Origin of the sequence: Dermatophilus congolensis (assembly GCF_900447215.1) — a bacterium.
Taxonomy (GTDB): Bacteria; Actinomycetota; Actinomycetes; order Actinomycetales; family Dermatophilaceae; genus Dermatophilus; species Dermatophilus congolensis_A.
Genome location: NZ_UFYA01000001.1, coordinates 597,519 through 616,249 on the forward strand (window position 1 = coordinate 597,519; position 18,731 = coordinate 616,249).

Sequence of the window (18,731 nt, forward strand, 5' to 3'; positions counted from 1 at the left end):
GTGGTTCGAGAAGTTTGTGGAGGTTTGCTCTGCTGGCTTCTCGAGGCATGGCCTCTGTGGGCAGCCTGGCCGGGCGAGGTGTTCAAAGAGGATCGCCTCGTTAGGGATCCACGAGATTAAAGGAGCGCGACATCAGCGAAGCCCGTATTAATGACCGCATTCGAGTGCCCAAGGTTCGATTGGTTGGACCGAACGGCGAGCAGGCCGGGATCGTCAATATTGATGAGGCCTTGCGTCTGGCTGCGGAGGTTGATCTCGACTTGGTCGAGGTTGCCCCTAATGCCAATCCGCCGGTGGCCAAGCTCATGGATTATGGCAAGTACAAGTACGAAGCCGCTTTGAAAGCCCGTGAGTCCCGCAAGAACCAGGTCAATACGGTCATCAAGGAGATCAAGCTCCGACCGAAGATCGATGCGCACGACTATGAGACGAAGAAGGGCCATGTTGTCCGATTCCTTTCTGGTGGTGACAAGGTCAAGGTGACGATCATGTTCCGTGGTCGGGAGCAGTCCCGCCCGGAGTTGGGGTTCCGTCTGCTCCAGCGTTTGGCTGATGATGTCGCCGAACTAGGAACGGTGGAAAGTCAACCAAAGCAGGATGGCCGGAACATGGTGATGGTGGTCGCTCCAACGAAGAAGAAGTCAGAAGCTAAGGCTGAGCAGCGTCGTAAGCGTGACGAGTCTGCTCGGGCGGCTGCGCAGGCTAAAGCTGAGAAGCAAGCGCCGGCAGCAGCGGCTGAGACTGCAGCTGAAGAGCCAGTCGAGCAGGTCTGAGGCTCTGCTTCACAGGATCGGCTCGCTGATCCTTTTGGCGGATGTTGTTTCATGCTTCGTCCGTATCGCCGGTTTACCGGCAGTAATAGCGCCAACCGGCGCCCATCCGCGTGTTTCGCGTGTGATGGCCCGACAGCGACAAGGAGATCGGCCCATGCCGAAGAACAAGACTCACAGTGGTGCGAAGAAGCGCTTCCGCCTTACCGGTACCGGCAAGGTTATGCGCGAGCAGGCGGGCCAGCGTCACCTTCTCGAGCGCAAGTCGAGCAAGCAGATTCGTCGTATGCAGGATGACCAGGTTCTTGCGCCGCAGGACGCCAAGAAGGTCAAGAAGCTTCTCGGCAAGTAAGCCACTCGCACACCGAACATATTTTCCGCTGTAAGGCTTTAAGTCTTCCGGTGCCCGGCCTGTAAAGGCCGTGAGGTGCGGGTGCGGATCCGATTAGCAAGGAGAATCACGTGGCACGCGTGAAGCGGGCGGTTAACGCCCATAAGAAGCGTCGTACTACCCTCGAGCGAGCCAGCGGTTACCGCGGTCAGCGTTCTCGCCTGTACCGCAAGGCGAAGGAGCAGGTCACTCACTCATTCGTTTACAGCTACCGCGACCGTCGCGCGCGCAAAGGCGACTTCCGTCGTCTCTGGATTCAGCGCATCAACGCTGCAGCTCGTGCGAACGGTATGACGTACAACCGTTTCATTCAGGGACTGAAAGCTGCTGAGGTTGATGTCGACCGCCGTATGCTAGCTGAATTGGCTGTTTCTGACCCTGCTGCGTTTACTGCGCTAGTGGAGATCGCCAAGGCGAACGTTCCGGCTCAGTCGAAGGGTGAGCAGGACTCCTGATCCTCAGCGCAGCTACGATCGCTGCGTGAGTATTCAAAGCAATCGACGAACCCGTTCCCTCCTCGATAATCCGAGAGCGGAGCGGGTTCGTCGTGTTCGTGCATTACTTCGCCGGAGTGTGCGGCAAAAAGAGGGAAGATTTCTCGCAGAGGGGCCACAAGCAGTTCGGGAGGCAGTGGCTTGGTGCCCACGATCAATTATTGATGTTTATGTTGATCCGCATGGTCGCGAGCGGCATAAGGACATTGTCGATGCGGCGTTGGCTGCGGGAGTTTTCGTTCATGAGGTGACTGCTGAAGTATTGGCTGTGATGGCCGATACGGAGAGCCCGCAAGGCGTTTTGGCCGTGGTTGAGAAAGTAGACGTGCCATTAGAGAAGATCCTTGAAGAGGGATCTGATCGTCCTCGGATGCTTGTCATGCTGGCTGCGGTGCGTGATCCAGGTAATGCAGGGACCGTTTTGCGGGGCGCAGACGCGATGGGTGCGGATGCGGTTTTGGTTGGTTCTTCAAGCGTGGATTTGTACAACCCGAAGGTAGTTCGCTCAACTGTGGGTTCGTTGTTCCATCTGCCTGTTGTTACGGGAGTCGATGTGCAGAGCACGTTGATGCGGCTTCGTGAAGAGGCTGGTGTGGTTGCTTATGCCGCAGATGGTGAGGGAGATACACCTATTGCTGAGGCAGATTTGACGCGTTCTCATGTGTGGGTGATGGGAAATGAAGCTTGGGGGCTCACGGAAGAGATGAGTGCTTCTTGTGATCAGGTTGTCTCAATTCCTCTTCATCGAGCAGAGTCGCTAAACCTTGCAATGGCAGCCACGATTTGTATGTTCGCTTCGTCTCAGGCGCGTGGTTGATGGTGCTGATCTTTTAAATGGCGTAGTCGATGATGACGGGACAGTGATCGGAGATACGGGAGTCTGGAGAGCTGTCTTTGTCTGTGGTGTCGTTAACGGCGGTTTCGGCGAGTTTTGGTGTGGCTAAGTGGTAGTCGATACGCCATCCGACGTCTTTGGTAAAAGATTGTCCGCGCCAGCTCCACCAGCTGTACGGTCCGGGGGTGGGGCCGTGACGGTGCCGGATGACATCAATGAATTTTCGGGGCGAGAGGATTTTGCTGAGCCACTCTCGTTCGATGGGAAGGAAGCCTTCAGAGCGGCGATTTGCTCGCCAGTTGGTGACATCCCAGTTTTCGTGGGCGATATTGAAGTCTCCCATGACGAGTAGTTCGCGGCCTCGTGCTTTTGCTTGCCTTCGTGCGCGGGTGAGTTGTCTATCTAGTCCGGTGAGAAAATCCATTTTCCGGAGGTGTTTTGCACCGCCGTCCATAGGTTCGCGAGAGTTTCCGGGGCGTTGTAGTTCTGCTGGTAGGCCTCCTTTGGGTACGTATAAAGAGATGACTGTGATTGGTGCTTCTGCCAGGTCTACTTCGATCCAACGGCCTTCGTGTATGAATTTTTTGAGTTCGCGTGCCAGGTGCGTGGGAGAACTCTCTCGCTGTGGTGTTGGGTAGGAATCGGCTTCGCCATTGTTGGGGGTGAAGATGGTTGCGGGGTGAGTAAGGTTCCAGGTGCGTACATCTTCGGGTGGTTGTTTTGTGAGGATGGCGACGCCGTTTCGGCCGGGGAGTGTGCCGGGGTTGTAGGCGGTGTAGTAGGGGCCGAAGGCATTGGTGGGGAGTACTTCGAGTGAGGCTCGTACTTCTTGGAGTGCGATCACGTCGCAGTTGCGTTCTTGAAGCCAGCAAGTGAATCCGCGGCGGTGTGCGGCACGAATGCCATTGATGTTGAAGGTGGCGATACGCTGCATTTTTACAAGAGTAGTGCTGTGTGATTGTGCAGAAGCGTCCGTATGGGTGCGGCACTCATGCGCTCTCGCCTTTAGGATCAGGTACGTGTCCGGACCCAATACGAATTACGATCCTGTAGAGGTGAGCGCTTTGTCGGCCGAGTCGGTCGAGGCTGCGCTTGCAGATGCCCTTGCTGCTGTGGAGGCTGCGGGGGATCTGGATGAGTTGAAAGCTGCGCGTGTTGCGCATGCTGGCGAGAAGAGCCCGTTGGCTTTGGCGAATCGTGAAATTGGAGCGTTGCCGCCAAGTGCTAAGGCTGAAGCTGGCAAACGTGTCGGTGCTGCACGTGGGCAGATTGGTCGTGCTTTGGCTGCACGGCAGGAGATCTTGGAGGCTGAGCATGAAGAGAAGATGCTGGCCGAGGAGACTATCGATGTAACGGTCGTTCCTGAACGTCGCCGTATTGGTGCTCGGCACCCGATCTCACTGATGTCAGAGCGGATTGCTGACATTTTTGTCGGTATGGGATGGGAAATCGCTGATGGTCCGGAAGTCGAGGCGGAGTGGTTTAACTTTGACTCTTTGAACTTTGCTCCTGACCATCCGGCGCGGGCGATGCAGGACACCTTTTTCGTGGAGCCTGCCGATGGTGGGTTGGTGTTGCGGACGCATACTTCGCCAGTTCAGATGCGAGTGTTGCACGAGCGGGATTTGCCTGTATACGTGGCCGTTCCGGGCAAGGTTTTCCGCACGGATGATTTGGATGCCACGCATACACCTGTCTTTCACCAAATTGAAGGTTTGGCGGTTGATAAGGGCCTGACGATGGCCCATCTGCGGGGTACCTTGGACCGATTCTTGTCTGAGTTGGTTCAGGCAGAGGTGGTGACGAGGCTGCGGCCGTCGTTCTTCCCGTTCACTGAGCCAAGTGCTGAGATGGATGTGCAGTGCTGGGCGTGTGCCGGTGGTGAGGCATCGTGTCGGGTGTGCGGAGGTACTGGTTGGATCGAGCTTGGTGGCTGCGGCATGGTTAATCGGAACGTGTTGCTGGCTGCTGGAATTGATCCGGAGGTTTATACCGGTTTTGCGTTTGGGTTGGGTATTGAGCGTGCCTTGATGTTGCGGCACGGGGTGAAAGACATGTTTGACATCGTTGAGGGTGACGTGCGTTTCAGCACCCAGTTTGGCTTGGAGATCTGATGCGGGTACCGATTTCGTGGTTGAGGGACATCGTGGGCAAGAACTCCTTGCCTGATGAGATGACTGCTGAGCAAGTGGCAGCAGCATTGGTGCGCGTAGGCCTTGAAGAAGAGGCCATTCTTGGCGGTGAAATCTCTGGGCCGTTGGTGGTTGGCCGCGTGCTGACGCGTGTTGAAGAGCCCCAGAAGAATGGCAAAGTCATCAACTGGTGCACGGTGGATGTTGGTGAAAACGGGCAGCGTCTTTCTGAACAAAAAGATCAGGAGATTGTGTGCGGGGCACACAACTTTGATGTTGGTGATCTTGTTGTTGTTGTGCTTCCTGGCGCCGTGCTTCCTGGTGGGTTCGAGATCAGTGCCCGTAAGACGTATGGGCATATGAGTAACGGCATGATTTGTGCAGAAGATGAGCTTGGTCTAGGTGAAGATCACGAGGGAATCATCGTTCTGACGGAGTACTTCAAGAACAATCCGGACAAGCTTGCTCGTTGCGTGCCTGGTGCGGATGCTATTGAGTTGCTCGGTCTGGATGAGAAAGTTGTTGAAATCAACGTCACGCCTGATCGGGGTTACGCCTTCTCGATGCGCGGGGTGGCTCGTGATTTTGCTTTGTCGGTAGGCGCTCCGGTGGTGGACCCTGCTGTAGATGCGGCTTCGCGGGCACCGGAGGGCAACGAATCTGGTTATGAAGTTCGCCTGGAAGACGAAAATCCTATTCGCGGTAATGATGGGTGTGATCGTTACGTTGCGCGTGTTGTGCGTGGCGTGAATCCTGATACGCCTACGCCTGAGTGGATGGTTCAGCGGCTGGTGCAGTCGGGGATGCGTCCGATTTCATTTGTGGTTGATGTGACGAATTACGTCATGTTGCTGCTTGGCAATCCGTTGCATGCGTTTGATCTTTCTCAGCTTGAAGGACCGATCGTGGTTCGTCGGGCTAGGCCTGATGAGAAGTTGACGACGCTAGATGGGGTGGAGCGGGAGCTCCATGGCGAGGATCTCGTTATTACTGACTCAGGTGAGAAACCGCTGGTGTTGGCGGGTGTGATGGGAGGAATGGGGGTTGAGGTCACCGATAAGACGACAGATGTTTTGATTGAAGCTGCTTGTTTTGATCCGGTGAGTGTTGCTCGTTCTTCGCGGCGTCATCGGCTGAGTAGCGAGTCGTCGAAGCGTTTTGAGCGAGGTGTCGATCCTGCTCTTGCTCCGGCTGCTGCGGAGATGGTGGCAGATTTGTTGGTTCGTTATGCCGGTGGTACGGCGGATGAAGGTGTTACGGATGTGGGGGAGCGTGTTGCGCTGGCGCGTATTACCACACCGTTCACCATGTCTATGCATGAGCCGGAGCGGCTAGTGGGGCTGAAGTGGACGCCGGCGCAGATTGGTGAGGAATTGTCGCGGCTGGGAGTGTCAGCCACGGGCAATGGTGATGGAACGTTGAGCATTGTTGCGCCCTCATGGCGTCCAGATTTGCGGACAGGAGCCGATGTTGTTGAAGAGTTGGCTCGTTTACGGGGGTATGAGCAGATTGGGTCTGTTCTCCCCGCGGCTCCTGGTGGTCGAGGTTTAACGGTTGCTCAGCGTGTTGTGCGTCGTGTTTCGGATACTTTGGCGAATGCAGGATTCGTTGAGGTGCTGACGTATCCCTTTGTGGCTTCTGAGCGTTTCGATGAGTTGCAGTATGGCGAGAAAGATGAGCGTCGTGTTGCGCGTCGTCTGGTGAATCCGCTTCGCGCTGAGCAGCCGTTATTGCGTACGACGGTTTTGTCAACGCTGGTTGATGCTGCGGCGCGTAACGTGGCTCGAGGAATTCGGGATGTTGCTGTTTTCGAGGTGGGCCGTGTTGTGCACGGTGTTGAGGAGCCGGTAGCAGCGCCAGTGCCTGCTGTGGGTGCCAAGCCTGAAGCGGAGGTTTTGGCGCAGATTGATCAAGCGCTGCCTCAGCAACCGCATCATGTGGCTTTCGTGGCTGCGGGAGCTGCGGTTTCTGCTGCGCCTGATGTTGAGGCGCGTGCGTTTGATGCAGCTGATGTCATTGGTGCTGTGCTTGAAGTCGGTCGAGCATTGGGGCTGAACTTGGTAGTTGAAGCTGCTGAGTGCGCGCCGTGGCATCCGGGACGTTGTGCCAAGGTTTCTACAGAATTTGGTGAGTGTGTCGGTTATGCGGGTGAGTTGGCTCCGCGTGTTTGCAAGGCAGTTGATTTGCCTGCGCGCACGTGTGCAGCAGAGCTGAACGTTGATGTTTTGATCGATGCGTTCGCTGCTTGTCGTGCTCAGGCTGTGAAGTTGTCAACGTTGCCTGTAGCGAATACGGATGTCGCCTTGGTTGTGGATGAGGTGGTTTCGGCAGCAGAGGTGGAGTCGGCCTTGCGTGAAGGGGCCGGGCCGTTGTTGGAAGAGTTGACTCTGTTCGATGTGTTCCGTGGGGAGCAGGTCGGTGAGGGTAAGAAGTCGTTGGCATATCGGTTGACGTTCCGCCCTCGGGAGAAAACGCTTAAGACGACGCAGGTTAGTGCACTGCGTGATGATGCGGTTGCAGCAGCTAAGAAGGCTACTGGAGCGGAGTTGCGTGGTTGATGTGAGTGTGAGCGGTGTGCGTAGCGCGCCGGTCGCTGTTGTGACAGGTGCGTCTCGAGGTATCGGGGCGCATCTGTCTGCAGCATTTGCGGCGGCTGGTTATGTGGTGGAGAAGTCTTCTCGTAGTGGTGAGGGGGCGAAGGTTCGGGTTCTGGATGTGTCGGATCCGGCTGCGGTGAAGGCGTACGTGGATGAGGTTGTTGAACGCTGGGGTCGCCTTGATGTTCTTGTCAATAACGCTGGTGTTATTGATGACGAAGTGGTGTTGTGGCAGGCAGATCCGGATCAATGGTGGCGCACAGTTGAGGTGGATGTGCGGGGACCGTTTTTATTAGCGCGTTTTGCTGTTCCATATATGTTGATGGCTGGTGGTGGCCGTGTCATTAATATTAATTCTGGTGCTGGTACTCGCGCGAGCGATATATCGACTGCTTATTATGTGGCGAAAACGGCTTTGAGCCGGATAACTGGTGGGTTGCATGCCGCCGGGTTTGTTCGTGGTTTGCGTGCTTTTGATTTGGCGCCTGGTGTTGTGCAGACCGATATGACTGCGGGTATGGGAGTGCATGCGGGGCGTGATGACTGGACTGATCCGGCTGCGGTTACTGATTTGGCACTGGGGTTGGCTTCGGGGTGTCTAGATGCATGGTCTGGTCGCATGGTTCGGGCGGGGGTTGACACGGTCGAGTCTTTGAAGGCTGTAGGCGACCGTGGCTTGAGGCCTGATTCACGAACTGTGGGGTTGCTTAGTTTTGGTGAGGACGATCCTTTAGGGCAGTGAAAATGAACCTAATCTACATACTCATGCATATCCCTGTATCAGTATGTAGATTAGGTTCATGTATTTTTTGCTGCGATATGCGTCTGTAGCTAGGTGTGTTTCTGGGGTGTGGTGTGGCTGGATGTCGGGGATGCCTCTGAGATGTAGGAGCTGCTGGGTCACCTTCTCAGGACGGGTGTGAGTGATGGGCGCAGTTCAGTCGCGTAGCGCCCGGTTGGCTCGTATCGCGGAAATTTTAGAGAGCTGTGATGTTGGTTCACAGGCAGAGTTGTCGGATGCGTTGAATGCGGATGGGTATTCGGTTACGCAAGCAACTTTGTCGCGTGATCTGCTCGAGTTGGGGGCAGTAAAGGTTCGGCGTGGCGCTCAATTGGTTTATTCGATCCCGGGTGATGATGCAGGTTCTGGTGGGGTTCCTCGTGAAGAGGTAAATGCTCGGCTGCGTCGTTTGTGTGCGGAATTGATGATTTCTGCGGATGCGTCCGGGCCAATGGTTGTTTTACGTACTCCTCCGGGGGCTGCGAATTACCTTGCAGCGGCGATAGATAAAGCTTTGGTCTCTGGCGAAGGTTCTGCAATTGGGACTGTGGCGGGGGATGACACGGTGTTGATTGTGGCGGCTGATGCTTCTGGCGGTGATGCGTTATTGAAGCGTTTGTCATCGATGGCGTCGGGAGAAGGCAGATCGGTTACGGGCGGGTAGCGTCTGGCATCGAGATGGTTTGTTGGTGTGTGGGAAGGATGTGGGTGTTGTGAGCGACGTGAATGTAGTTGAAGGTTTGGCGTTGTGGGGAGGGAGGTTTTCGGGTGGCCCTGCAGATGCCTTGGCAGCTTTGTCGAAATCTACGCATTTTGATTGGCGGTTGGCTCGGTATGACTTGGCTGGCTCTCAGGCACATGCGCGGGCATTGCATCGGGCGGGTTTGCTGTCTGATGAAGAGGTCGAGACGATGCTTGAGGGGCTTGGGCAACTTGCTGACGATGTTGAGTCAGGAGAGTTTATTGCTGAAGAAGGTGATGAAGATGTGCATACGGCGTTGGAGCGTGGCTTGATTGAGCGGGTTGGGGCTGAGTTGGGCGGGCGTTTGCGGGCGGGGCGGTCGCGAAATGATCAAGTGGCGACGCTGTTTCGTATGTATCTGCGGGATAGTTCTCGGGTGGTTGCTGGGCTAGTTTTGGATGTAGTCGATGCGTTGCTAGATCAGGCGGATGCGAATTTTGATGTGATCATGCCTGGTCGTACGCATTTGCAGCATGCACAGCCTGTTTTGTTGGCACACCATCTTGCTGCGCATGCGTGGGCGCTTTTGCGTGATGTGGAGAGATGGAGGGATTGGGATGAGAGAACTGCTGTTTCGCCGTATGGGTCTGGGGCGCTGGCTGGAAGTACTCTAGGTTTAGATCCAGATCAAGTTGCTTATGATTTGGGGTTTTCTGGCGCTGTCGAGAACTCGATTGATGGAACAGCTTCTCGTGATTTTGTGACAGAGTTCTCTTTTGTATCTGCCCAGACAGGTGTTGATATTTCACGTATTGCTGAAGAAGTTATTCTTTGGGCTACGAAAGAGTTCGGTTTTATTGTGCTGGATGACTCTTTCTCGACAGGGTCCAGTATCATGCCTCAAAAAAAGAATCCAGATGTTGCTGAACTTGCTAGAGGTAAATCGGGAAGGCTGATTGGTGATTTAGTAGGTTTGTTGAGTACCTTGAAGGGGCTCCCGTTGGCATATAACCGTGACTTACAAGAAGATAAAGAGCCAGTTTTTGATGCGATAGACACCTTAGAGGTGTTGTTGCCGGCATTTTCGGGGATGGTTTCGACGTTGACTTTCTGCGGTAACCGTATGGGAGATTTGGCTCCGCAGGGATTCTCGCTGGCGACGGATATTGCGGAATGGTTGGTGCGGCAAGGTGTTCCGTTCCGTGTGGCTCATGAAGTCGCTGGGGCTTGCGTGCAGGAGTGTGAGAAGCGGGGCATTGAGCTGGATGAGCTTTCGGATGAGGACTTTGAGAGCATCTCGGAGCATTTGCATGGGGGAGTGCGGGATGTCCTGACCGTTACTGGTTCTGTGGAGTCACGGGATGGTAAGGGTGGCACGGCCCCTATGAGGGTGAGGGAGCAGTTACTGAAGGCTCGGCAGGTAAGTGCCTGGCAGCGAGGATGGGTGGGTAAAGTTCCTGCATGGCGTGGTTGACTGATCTTGTGTGGGAATGTGTTGCATAGCGCTTCCTGCGCAAGATGATGGGCGTTATCGGTGCACTATGACGAGAGAGGTCGAACGAGCGTGACGCATGTGCTCGACGAGCTGGAATGGCGTGGCTTGATTCACGCGACTACCGATGTAGAGAAGCTTCGGGAGGAGCTTTCGACGCCTACGACGGTCTATTGCGGTTTTGATCCGACGGCGCCGTCTTTGCATTTTGGTAATCTCGTTCAGTTGGTGGTGTTGCGGATTTTTCAGCGGCACGGTCACAATGTGATTGCTTTGGTGGGTGGCTCGACTGGTTTGATCGGAGACCCGCGTCCGACGAGCGAGCGGATTTTGAAAACAAAAGAGCAGACTGCTGAATGGGTGGAACGCTTAAAATCACAGATGCGCCCTTTCTTGGAGTTTGAGGGTGACAATCCAGCCCGAATGGTTAATAACCTAGATTGGACTGAAGGATTATCTGCGCTCGATTTTTTGCGTGATTTTGGCAAGCACTTTCGCGTGAATCATATGGTGAAGAAAGATGCAGTTGCTGCGCGCCTGAACTCTCAGGAGGGTATTTCTTACACTGAGTTCAGTTATCAGATCCTTCAGGCGATGGACTTCCGGTTCCTCTATAAGGAGTACGGGTGCACGGTCCAGACGGGCGGAAGTGATCAGTGGGGGAATCTCACAGCTGGAGCGGACTTGGTGGGCCGCATGGATGGCGGTCAGGTGCACGCTGTAGTGACCCCGATCCTGACGGATAGCTCAGGTGAGAAATTCGGTAAATCTGCAGGTAATGCTGTCTGGCTGGATCCTGCTATGACGAGTCCTTATGCGTTCTACCAGTACTGGCTGAACGTTGAGGATGCATCGGTGATCAAGCTGTTGAAGGTTTTCGGTAATCGTGATGCTGCTCAGGTTGAGGCTCTGGAGCGCGCGGTTGCTGAGGAGCCTTTCCGTAGGGCGGCGCAGAAAGCCTTGGCGCACGATGTCACTCTTTTGGTTCACGGGGAAAAAGCGGTGAGCGATGTGGAGGCTGCGTCAGCTGCGCTTTTTGGTGGAGCTTCCTTGGCTGATCTGGATGCACAGACTCTTGTGGATGCTACGTCTGAGTTGCCCAGTGCGACTGTGGTTGCTGGCGCAGAGGTAGTTGATCTTCTTGTGGCGACGAAGCTTTCTGAATCGCGTAAGTCGGCACGTCGCACTATTGGCGAGGGGGGGGTGTCGATCAATAACGTCAAGCTGCTAGATCCTGCCGCTGTATTGCGAGAAGAAGACTTCCTAGGTGGCAAGGTTGCGGTGCTTAAGCGAGGTCGGAAAAACATGGCCGCGGTGTATCGCGAGAGTTAGAGGAGAGAATCCTCTTGCATGCTCATGCGGCGCTCCTCTTCAGAGGCTCTGATCAGCAGATTTGTCAGTTTAAGTGCCGCATGAGTAATGTTCTTCTTGTTCGCCCGGCAGGGAGGAACAGGAACGGCTTCTCGGCTGTGGCTAGTCTCGCTTCGAAGTTACCTTCGAGAAAAGCGGGAAGTTGCACCGAGCTGAGTGGCCTGGTAAGATTGCTTCTCGGCTCAAGCGCTTAAGTAGCGCTGGTCGAAGATAGTCGATTGCCTCTGATGGGGAAATTCTTGTACTAGAGTTTCTTAGTCGTGTGCGTCCGATGCTTGAGAACTCAACAGCGTGCCATGAATAATCGATGCCAATTGTTTGTTGGTTGAAGTCAATTCGGACAATAGTCGCTATAAAGAATGTAGTGACATTAATTGTCAGTGTTGTTTCGGCCAGGATTTTCCTGCGTTCGTGGTAACTAGTTCTCTAGTTACGTGTACGTGGGCGTGATTTCTTTTTGGAGAGTTTGATCCTGGCTCAGGACGAACGCTGGCGGCGTGCTTAACACATGCAAGTCGAACGATGAAGCCCAGCTTGCTGGGTGGATTAGTGGCGAACGGGTGAGTAACACGTGAGTAATCTGCCCCTCACTTTGGGATAAGCCCCGGAAACGGGGTCTAATACTGAATATGACCTTTCCTCGCATGAGGTTTGGTGGAAAGTTTTTTCGGTGGGGGATGTGCTCGCGGCCTATCAGCTTGTTGGTGAGGTAACGGCTCACCAAGGCGACGACGGGTAGCCGGCCTGAGAGGGTGAACGGCCACACTGGGACTGAGACACGGCCCAGACTCCTACGGGAGGCAGCAGTGGGGAATATTGCACAATGGGCGAAAGCCTGATGCAGCGACGCCGCGTGAGGGATGAAGGCCTTCGGGTTGTAAACCTCTTTCAGCAGGGGAGAAGCGAAAGTGACGGTACCTGCAGAAGAAGCACCGGCTAACTACGTGCCAGCAGCCGCGGTAATACGTAGGGTGCGAGCGTTGTCCGGAATTATTGGGCGTAAAGAGCTTGTAGGCGGTTTGTCGCGTCTGCTGTGAAAATCCAGGGCTTAACCCTGGACGTGCAGTGGGTACGGGCAGGCTAGAGTGTGGTAGGGGAGACTGGAATTCCTGGTGTAGCGGTGAAATGCGCAGATATCAGGAGGAACACCGATGGCGAAGGCAGGTCTCTGGGCCATTACTGACGCTGAGAAGCGAAAGCATGGGTAGCGAACAGGATTAGATACCCTGGTAGTCCATGCCGTAAACGTTGGGCGCTGGGTGTGGGGTCCATTCCACGGATTCTGCGCCGTAGCTAACGCATTAAGCGCCCCGCCTGGGGAGTACGGCCGCAAGGCTAAAACTCAAAGGAATTGACGGGGGCCCGCACAAGCGGCGGAGCATGCGGATTAATTCGATGCAACGCGAAGAACCTTACCAAGGCTTGACATACACCGGAAAAGTGCAGAGACGTACTCCCCTTTTTGGTCGGTGTACAGGTGGTGCATGGTTGTCGTCAGCTCGTGTCGTGAGATGTTGGGTTAAGTCCCGCAACGAGCGCAACCCTCGTCGCATGTTGCCAGCACGTAATGGTGGGGACTCATGTGAGACTGCCGGGGTCAACTCGGAGGAAGGTGGGGATGACGTCAAATCATCATGCCCCTTATGTCTTGGGCTTCACGCATGCTACAATGGCCGGTACAGAGTGCTGCGATACCGTGAGGTGGAGCGAATCACTTAAAGCCGGTCTCAGTTCGGATTGGGGTCTGCAACTCGACCCCATGAAGTCGGAGTCGCTAGTAATCGCAGATCAGCAACGCTGCGGTGAATACGTTCCCGGGCCTTGTACACACCGCCCGTCAAGTCACGAAAGTTGGTAACACCCGAAGCCGGTGGCCTAACCCTTGTGGGGGGAGCCGTCGAAGGTGGGACTGGCGATTGGGACTAAGTCGTAACAAGGTAGCCGTACCGGAAGGTGCGGCTGGATCACCTCCTTTCTAAGGAGCCCCTCTTAATAGAGGCACCCTTTATGTTCGTCGAGTGTACGAACTGGGGTGTTGCTCATGGGTGGAACATCGATTATGTGGCTTACCTGTTTTTGGTTTTGGAGTACTGCTTCTGTTTCTTTATTGAGACGTATGAGCGTGGAAACAAAGACAGTTTCGGTTAGGTCACGTTTGGCGCGTTGTTGGGTTTTGAGGTATCGGCCGTATAGCTGGTAACTCTACGAATGTGCCTCTCTCGAAAACGGGTAGGTTTTCTACTTGGATTCGGGTGTGGGCTGGTGTTTTGAGAACTGCACAGTGGACGCGAGCATCTGATTCTTTGTGTGTCAAGTTTTTAAGGGCGCACGGTGGATGCCTTGGTACCAGGAACCGATGAAGGACGTAGTAATCTGCGATAAGCCTCGGGTAGTCGATAAACAGGCTGTGATCCGAGGATTTCCGAATGGGGAAACCCGGCTGGAGTCATGTCCAGTCACCTACACCTGAACACATAGGGTGTGTGGAGGGAACGCGGGGAAGTGAAACATCTCAGTACCTGCAGGAAGAGAAAACAATAGTGATTCCGTGAGTAGTGGCGAGCGAAAGCGGATGAGGCTAAACCGATTGCATGTGATAGCTGTCAGGCGTTGTGTGATCGGGGTTGTGGGATCGTGCGTGCACCACTGACATGGTGCGGCGGAGTGATAAATACGTGTCATAGTCGAAACGTCTTGAATGGCGTGGCGTAGAGGGTGCGACCCCCGTAGACGAAATGGCGTGTACTCCGTGTGCGTTTCCCGAGTAGCACGGGGCCCGTGAAATCCTGTGTGAATCTGTCGGGACCACCCGATAAGCCTAAATATTACCTGGTGACCGATAGCGGACTAGTACCGTGAGGGAAAGGTGAAAAGTACCCCGGGAGGGGAGTGAAATAGTACCTGAAACCGTGTGCCTACAATCCGTTGGAGCCTCTTTGTGGGGTGACAGCGTGCCTTTTGAAGAATGAGCCTGCGAGTTAGTGCTTCGTGGCGAGGTTAACCCGTGTGGGGTAGCCGTAGCGAAAGCGAGTCTGAATAGGGCGTTTGAGTCGCGGGGTCTAGACCCGAAGCGGAGTGATCTACCCATGGCCAGGTTGAAGCGACGGTAAGACGTCGTGGAGGACCGAACCCACTTAGGTTGAAAACTGAGGGGATGAGCTGTGGGTAGGGGTGAAAGGCCAATCAAACTCCGTGATAGCTGGTTCTCCCCGAAATGCATTTAGGTGCAGCGTCACGTGTTTCTTGCCGGAGGTAGAGCTACTGGATAGCTGATGGGCCTTACCAGGTTACTGACGTTAGCCAAACTCCGAATGCCGGTAAGTGAAGCGTGGCAGTGAGACTGCGGGGGATAAGCTTCGTAGTCGAGAGGGAAACAGCCCAGATCATCAGCTAAGGTCCCTAAGCGTGTGCTAAGTGGAAAAGGATGTGGAGTTGCAGTGACAACCAGGAGGTTGGCTTAGAAGCAGCCATCCTTGAAAGAGTGCGTAATAGCTCACTGGTCAAGTGATTCCGCGCCGACAATGTAGCGGGGCTCAAGTACACCACCGAAGCTGTGGCAACGAAAGTTGGGTAGGGGAGCGTCGTGTAGCGTGTGAAGCTGCGGAGTGATCCAGTGGTGGATGCTACACGAGTGAGAATGCAGGCATGAGTAGCGAATGACGGGTGAGAAACCCGTCCGCCGAATAACCAAGGGTTCCAGGGTCAAGCTAATCTGCCCTGGGTAAGTCGGGGCCTAAGGCGAGGCCGACAGGCGTAGTCGATGGATAACGGGTTGATATTCCCGTACCGGCGAAACACCGCCAATACTGAGGCCTTTGATGCTAAGCGTGTGATGCTTGCTTATGGCCCTTCGGGGTTGTTTGCGGGTTGAGTGCGTGATCCAATTTGGTAGTAGGTAAGCGATGGAGTGACGCAGGAAGGTAGCCTCCGCGTGGCGATGGTTGTCCACGTTCAAGCATGTGAGGTGCCGGGTAGGTAAATCCGCCCGGTGTGTCCTGAGGTGTGATGATGACCCCTTTTGGGGGAAGTAGGGTGATCCTATGCTGCCTAGAAAAACTTCTAGCGAGGTGTGAGCCGCCCGTACCCTAAACCGACTCAGGTGGTTTGGTAGAGTATACCGAGGCGATCGAGTGAATCATGGTTAAGGAATTCGGCAAAATGCCCCCGTAACTTTGGGAGAAGGGGGGCCGGAGCCCTGAAGACTTTTCTGTCTAGGGGTGATGGCCGCAGAGACCAGGGAGAAGCGACTGTTTACTAAAAACACAGGTCCGTGCGAACATGTAAGTGGATGTATACGGACTGACGCCTGCCCGGTGCTGGAACGTTAAGGGGACCGGTTAGCCTTTCGGGGTGAAGCTGAGAACTTAAGCGCCAGTAAACGGCGGTGGTAACTATAACCATCCTAAGGTAGCGAAATTCCTTGTCGGGTAAGTTCCGACCTGCACGAATGGCGTAACGACTTCTCTACTGTCTCGACCATGAGCTCGGCGAAATTGCAATACGAGTAAAGATGCTCGTTTCGCGCAGAAGGACGGAAAGACCCCGGGACCTTTACTATAGCTTGGTATTGGTGTTCGGTGCGGCTTGTGTAGGATAGGTGGGAGACTGTGAAGCATGCACGCTAGTGTGTGTGGAGTCGTTGTTGAAATACCACTCTGGTCGTATTGGATGTCTAACTTCGAACCATGATCTGGTTCAGGGACAGTGCCTGGTGGGTAGTTTAACTGGGGCGGTTGCCTCCTAAAAGGTAACGGAGGCGCCCAAAGGTTCCCTCAGCCTGGTTGGTAATCAGGTGTTGAGTGTAAGTGCACAAGGGAGCTTGACTGTGAGACGGACGTGTCGAGCAGGGACGAAAGTCGGGACTAGTGATCCGGCCGTGGTTAGTGGATACGCGGTCGCTCAACGGATAAAAGGTACCCCGGGGATAACAGGCTGATCTTGCCCAAGAGTCCATATCGACGGCATGGTTTGGCACCTCGATGTCGGCTCGTCGCATCCTGGGGCTGGAGTTGGTCCCAAGGGTTGGGCTGTTCGCCCATTAAAGCGGTACGCGAGCTGGGTTTAGAACGTCGTGAGACAGTTCGGTCCCTATCCTCTGCGCGCGTGTGAGATTTGAGAAGGGCTGTCCCTAGTACGAGAGGACCGGGATGGACGAACCTCTGGTGTGTCAGTTGTCCTGCCAAGGGCATGGCTGATTGGCTACGTTCGGGAGCGATAACCGCTGAAAGCATCTAAGCGGGAAGCGTGCTTCAAGATGAGATCTCGATGCCTCCTTGCGAGGTGTGAGGCTCCCACTAGACGAGTGGGTTGATAGGCCAGGTGTGGAAGCGCAGTGATGTGTGGAGCTGACTGGTACTAATTGGCCGATGGCTTGATACACACTTTTAAGAGTTTTGTTCGCGTCGACTGTGCGGTTCTTGGGGCATCAGCCCTACGGGATCATGAAGGATGTTTTTCTGATTGGTTCTGTTGGTTTTTCGGTGGTTATAGCGTTGGGGAAACGCCCGGTTACATTCCGAACCCGGTAGCTAAGCCCTTCAGCGCCGATGGTACTGCACTGGGGACGGTGTGGGAGAGTAGGTCACCGCCGGAATATATGTAATGGAAAGGGCCTGGAACATTGTTCCAGGCCCTTTCCTCATACCCAAAAACACCACAACCAGCTAGGCCTATCCTCATCACTGGTAGCGTCGACGCTGCGAATTTATGAACAGAGGAGCAGGAACATGGCGGAAACATCCGGGTCATCGCGGTGGAAAAAACCTCGGCACAACAACCGTGGCCAAAACAACCAGAACAGTGCATCTGATAACGAACGCCGCTCCTACCGGAACCGTTACGACGACCGCCCTCGACGCAGCTACTCCAACGAGAACGACACCCGCTACCAAAGCGATAAAGAACAAAGCGGTCGACGCTACGAAAAGCAATCTGACCGCAACAGCCAAACACGCCGCAGTTACCGCGAGGACCGTAGCCGCGGTAACGAAAACCGCTCCGATTACTCCCCACGCGAAAAAGCACACCGCGATAACCGCAATAATTCAGTAAATCGCCAAGAACATGGCGAATACCGCTCCCATGCGTCCCGAGACCGAGGAAACCCTGCACGCGTCAAGTACCGCTCCAGTGAAAACAACACCACACAAAACAGGGACGAAAACCCACGCATCTACCGCCGTACTGACGGCCAATCTGAATCACGCTGGTCCAGCCGCCGTAACGAACGCCAGAACGGCTTCAAACCCCGCGAAGAAAACCGCGAAAACTTCCGCCACAACGGAAAACCCGAACGAGGACCGCGACAAGACCGTCGTGACAACCGCGCATTCGATAACGAACGCCGCAACAGGCCATACGACCGACCCCAAAAAGTCGCGCCTGAGCCTCGCATCGACGATGACGTCACCGGCAAAGAAATCTCCCCAGCAGTTCGCCGAGAACTCCGCACCCTCAGCAAAGACAACGCAGCAGGCGTAGCCCAACACCTCGTCATGATCGAACGCCTCCTCGAAACCAACCCCGAACAAGCCCGAGCCCACGCCGAACACATCGTCGGTCGCGCCGGCCGCGTCCCCAGCGTCCGTGAAGCCCGAGGCCTCGTTGCATACCAAGAAGGCGACTGGAAAACCGCCCTCAAAGAATTCCGTACCGCCCAACGACTCTCCGGCAGCAACCACCTCCTGCCCTACATCGTCGACTGTGAACGCGGTACCGGACGACTCGAACGCGCACTCGACATCGCCCGCAGCCCCGAAGCCCAAAAACTCGATCAAGCAGAAAAAATAGAACTAGCCATCATCGTGGCCGGTATCCGTCGTGACCTCGGAGACCTCAAAGCCGCACTCGTACACCTACGCGGCCCCGAACTCGACCCCACCAAACGCCACCCCTGGTCAGGTCGACTCTTCTACGCCTACGCCGACATCCTCCAAGCACTCGGACGCAGCGACGAAGCACGCGAATGGTTCGCTGCAGCAATCGACGCAGACGCACAACTAGGCACCGACGCAGCCGAACGCGTCGACGACATCGACGGCACAATCTTCATCGACACAGCAGACGAAACCATCGACGACGAAACAGACGAAACCACCCCCGAAAACACCGACAACAGCCAAGACCTCCTCAAAGAAAACGACACCCCCACCAAAAACACCCCACACCCAGAGGACTAACGGCAGCA

The 18,731-nt window shown here is 55.0% G+C and carries 12 protein-coding genes and 3 rRNA genes; 14 read left to right on the plus strand and 1 reads right to left on the minus strand.

What is annotated here, in order from left to right:
* The first annotated feature begins 164 nt into the window (after window positions 1-164).
* The 4 genes from infC (at window position 165) to DXZ77_RS02565 (ending at window position 2,472) form a co-directional block, all read left to right on the plus strand.
* The gene (gene infC / locus DXZ77_RS02550; protein WP_371667033.1) at window positions 165-773 is read left to right on the plus strand and encodes a translation initiation factor IF-3; all 609 of its coding nucleotides are present in this window, start codon (window positions 165-167) and stop codon (window positions 771-773) included.
* 154 nt (window positions 774-927) lie between these two features.
* A complete protein-coding gene (gene rpmI / locus DXZ77_RS02555) occupies window positions 928-1,122 on the plus strand; it encodes a 50S ribosomal protein L35 (protein ID WP_028326906.1) in 195 nt (64 codons plus the stop codon).
* 110 nt (window positions 1,123-1,232) lie between these two features.
* A complete protein-coding gene (rplT, locus tag DXZ77_RS02560) occupies window positions 1,233-1,616 on the plus strand; it encodes a 50S ribosomal protein L20 (RefSeq protein ID WP_115029695.1) in 384 nt (127 codons plus the stop codon).
* A 25-nt stretch (window positions 1,617-1,641) separates the two neighbouring features.
* A complete protein-coding gene (locus tag DXZ77_RS02565) occupies window positions 1,642-2,472 on the plus strand; it encodes a TrmH family RNA methyltransferase (protein WP_258553088.1) in 831 nt (276 codons plus the stop codon).
* Window positions 2,473-2,485: 13 nt separating this feature from the next.
* Here the strand turns inward: DXZ77_RS02565 and DXZ77_RS02570 are convergent, their stop codons facing one another.
* Window positions 2,486-3,424 carry an exodeoxyribonuclease III gene (locus tag DXZ77_RS02570; RefSeq protein WP_115029697.1) on the minus strand — a complete coding sequence of 313 codons (939 nt, stop codon included), beginning with the start codon at window positions 3,422-3,424 and terminating at the stop codon, window positions 2,486-2,488.
* Window positions 3,425-3,509: 85 nt separating this feature from the next.
* Here DXZ77_RS02570 and pheS point away from each other — a divergent pair, with 85 nt between their 5' ends.
* The 10 genes from pheS (at window position 3,510) to DXZ77_RS12330 (ending at window position 18,723) form a co-directional block, all read left to right on the plus strand.
* Window positions 3,510-4,604 carry a phenylalanine--tRNA ligase subunit alpha gene (pheS, locus tag DXZ77_RS02575; RefSeq protein WP_115032444.1) on the plus strand — a complete coding sequence of 365 codons (1,095 nt, stop codon included), beginning with the start codon at window positions 3,510-3,512 and terminating at the stop codon, window positions 4,602-4,604.
* On the plus strand, window positions 4,604-7,180 hold the full coding sequence (pheT, locus tag DXZ77_RS02580; RefSeq protein WP_115029699.1) for a phenylalanine--tRNA ligase subunit beta: 2,577 nt from the start codon (window positions 4,604-4,606) through the stop codon (window positions 7,178-7,180). The genes pheS and pheT overlap by 1 nt, the downstream gene beginning before the upstream one ends.
* Window positions 7,181-7,220: 40 nt before the next feature.
* Window positions 7,221-7,961 (plus strand): SDR family NAD(P)-dependent oxidoreductase, encoded by a 741-nt coding sequence (locus DXZ77_RS02585; protein WP_258553089.1) that lies wholly within the window; start codon window positions 7,221-7,223, stop codon window positions 7,959-7,961.
* Between the two features lie 184 nt (window positions 7,962-8,145).
* Window positions 8,146-8,664, plus strand: a complete 519-nt coding sequence (locus tag DXZ77_RS02590; RefSeq protein WP_115029700.1) for an arginine repressor — start codon at window positions 8,146-8,148, stop codon at window positions 8,662-8,664.
* Between the two features lie 49 nt (window positions 8,665-8,713).
* Entirely contained in the window at window positions 8,714-10,156 is a 1,443-nt protein-coding gene (gene argH / locus DXZ77_RS02595) for an argininosuccinate lyase (RefSeq protein WP_115032448.1), read from the plus strand.
* Between the two features lie 90 nt (window positions 10,157-10,246).
* Entirely contained in the window at window positions 10,247-11,506 is a 1,260-nt protein-coding gene (tyrS, locus tag DXZ77_RS02600) for a tyrosine--tRNA ligase (RefSeq protein ID WP_115029702.1), read from the plus strand.
* Window positions 11,507-11,999: 493 nt separating this feature from the next.
* Window positions 12,000-13,520, plus strand: a 16S ribosomal RNA gene (locus DXZ77_RS02605).
* 333 nt (window positions 13,521-13,853) lie between these two features.
* Window positions 13,854-16,924: ribosomal RNA gene (locus DXZ77_RS02610) — 23S ribosomal RNA — on the plus strand.
* A 97-nt stretch (window positions 16,925-17,021) separates the two neighbouring features.
* A 5S ribosomal RNA gene (gene rrf / locus DXZ77_RS02615) occupies window positions 17,022-17,138 on the plus strand.
* Together the 16S, 23S and 5S rRNA genes form the textbook arrangement of a ribosomal RNA operon.
* Before the next feature lie 133 nt (window positions 17,139-17,271).
* Window positions 17,272-18,723, plus strand: coding sequence for a hypothetical protein (locus DXZ77_RS12330; RefSeq protein ID WP_115029704.1), 1,452 nt, complete (start codon window positions 17,272-17,274; stop codon window positions 18,721-18,723).
* The last annotated feature ends 8 nt before the right edge of the window (window positions 18,724-18,731 follow it).

Coding starts and splice junctions, on each gene's coding strand:
- DXZ77_RS12330 (WP_115029704.1), top strand. CDS start 17,272: ATGGCGGAAACATCCGGGTCATCGCGGTGGAAAAAACCTCGGCACAAC.
- pheT (WP_115029699.1), top strand. CDS start 4,604: ATGCGGGTACCGATTTCGTGGTTGAGGGACATCGTGGGCAAGAACTCC.
- rpmI (WP_028326906.1), top strand. CDS start 928: ATGCCGAAGAACAAGACTCACAGTGGTGCGAAGAAGCGCTTCCGCCTT.
- DXZ77_RS02570 (WP_115029697.1), bottom strand. CDS start 3,424: ATGCAGCGTATCGCCACCTTCAACATCAATGGCATTCGTGCCGCACAC.
- DXZ77_RS02590 (WP_115029700.1), top strand. CDS start 8,146: ATGGGCGCAGTTCAGTCGCGTAGCGCCCGGTTGGCTCGTATCGCGGAA.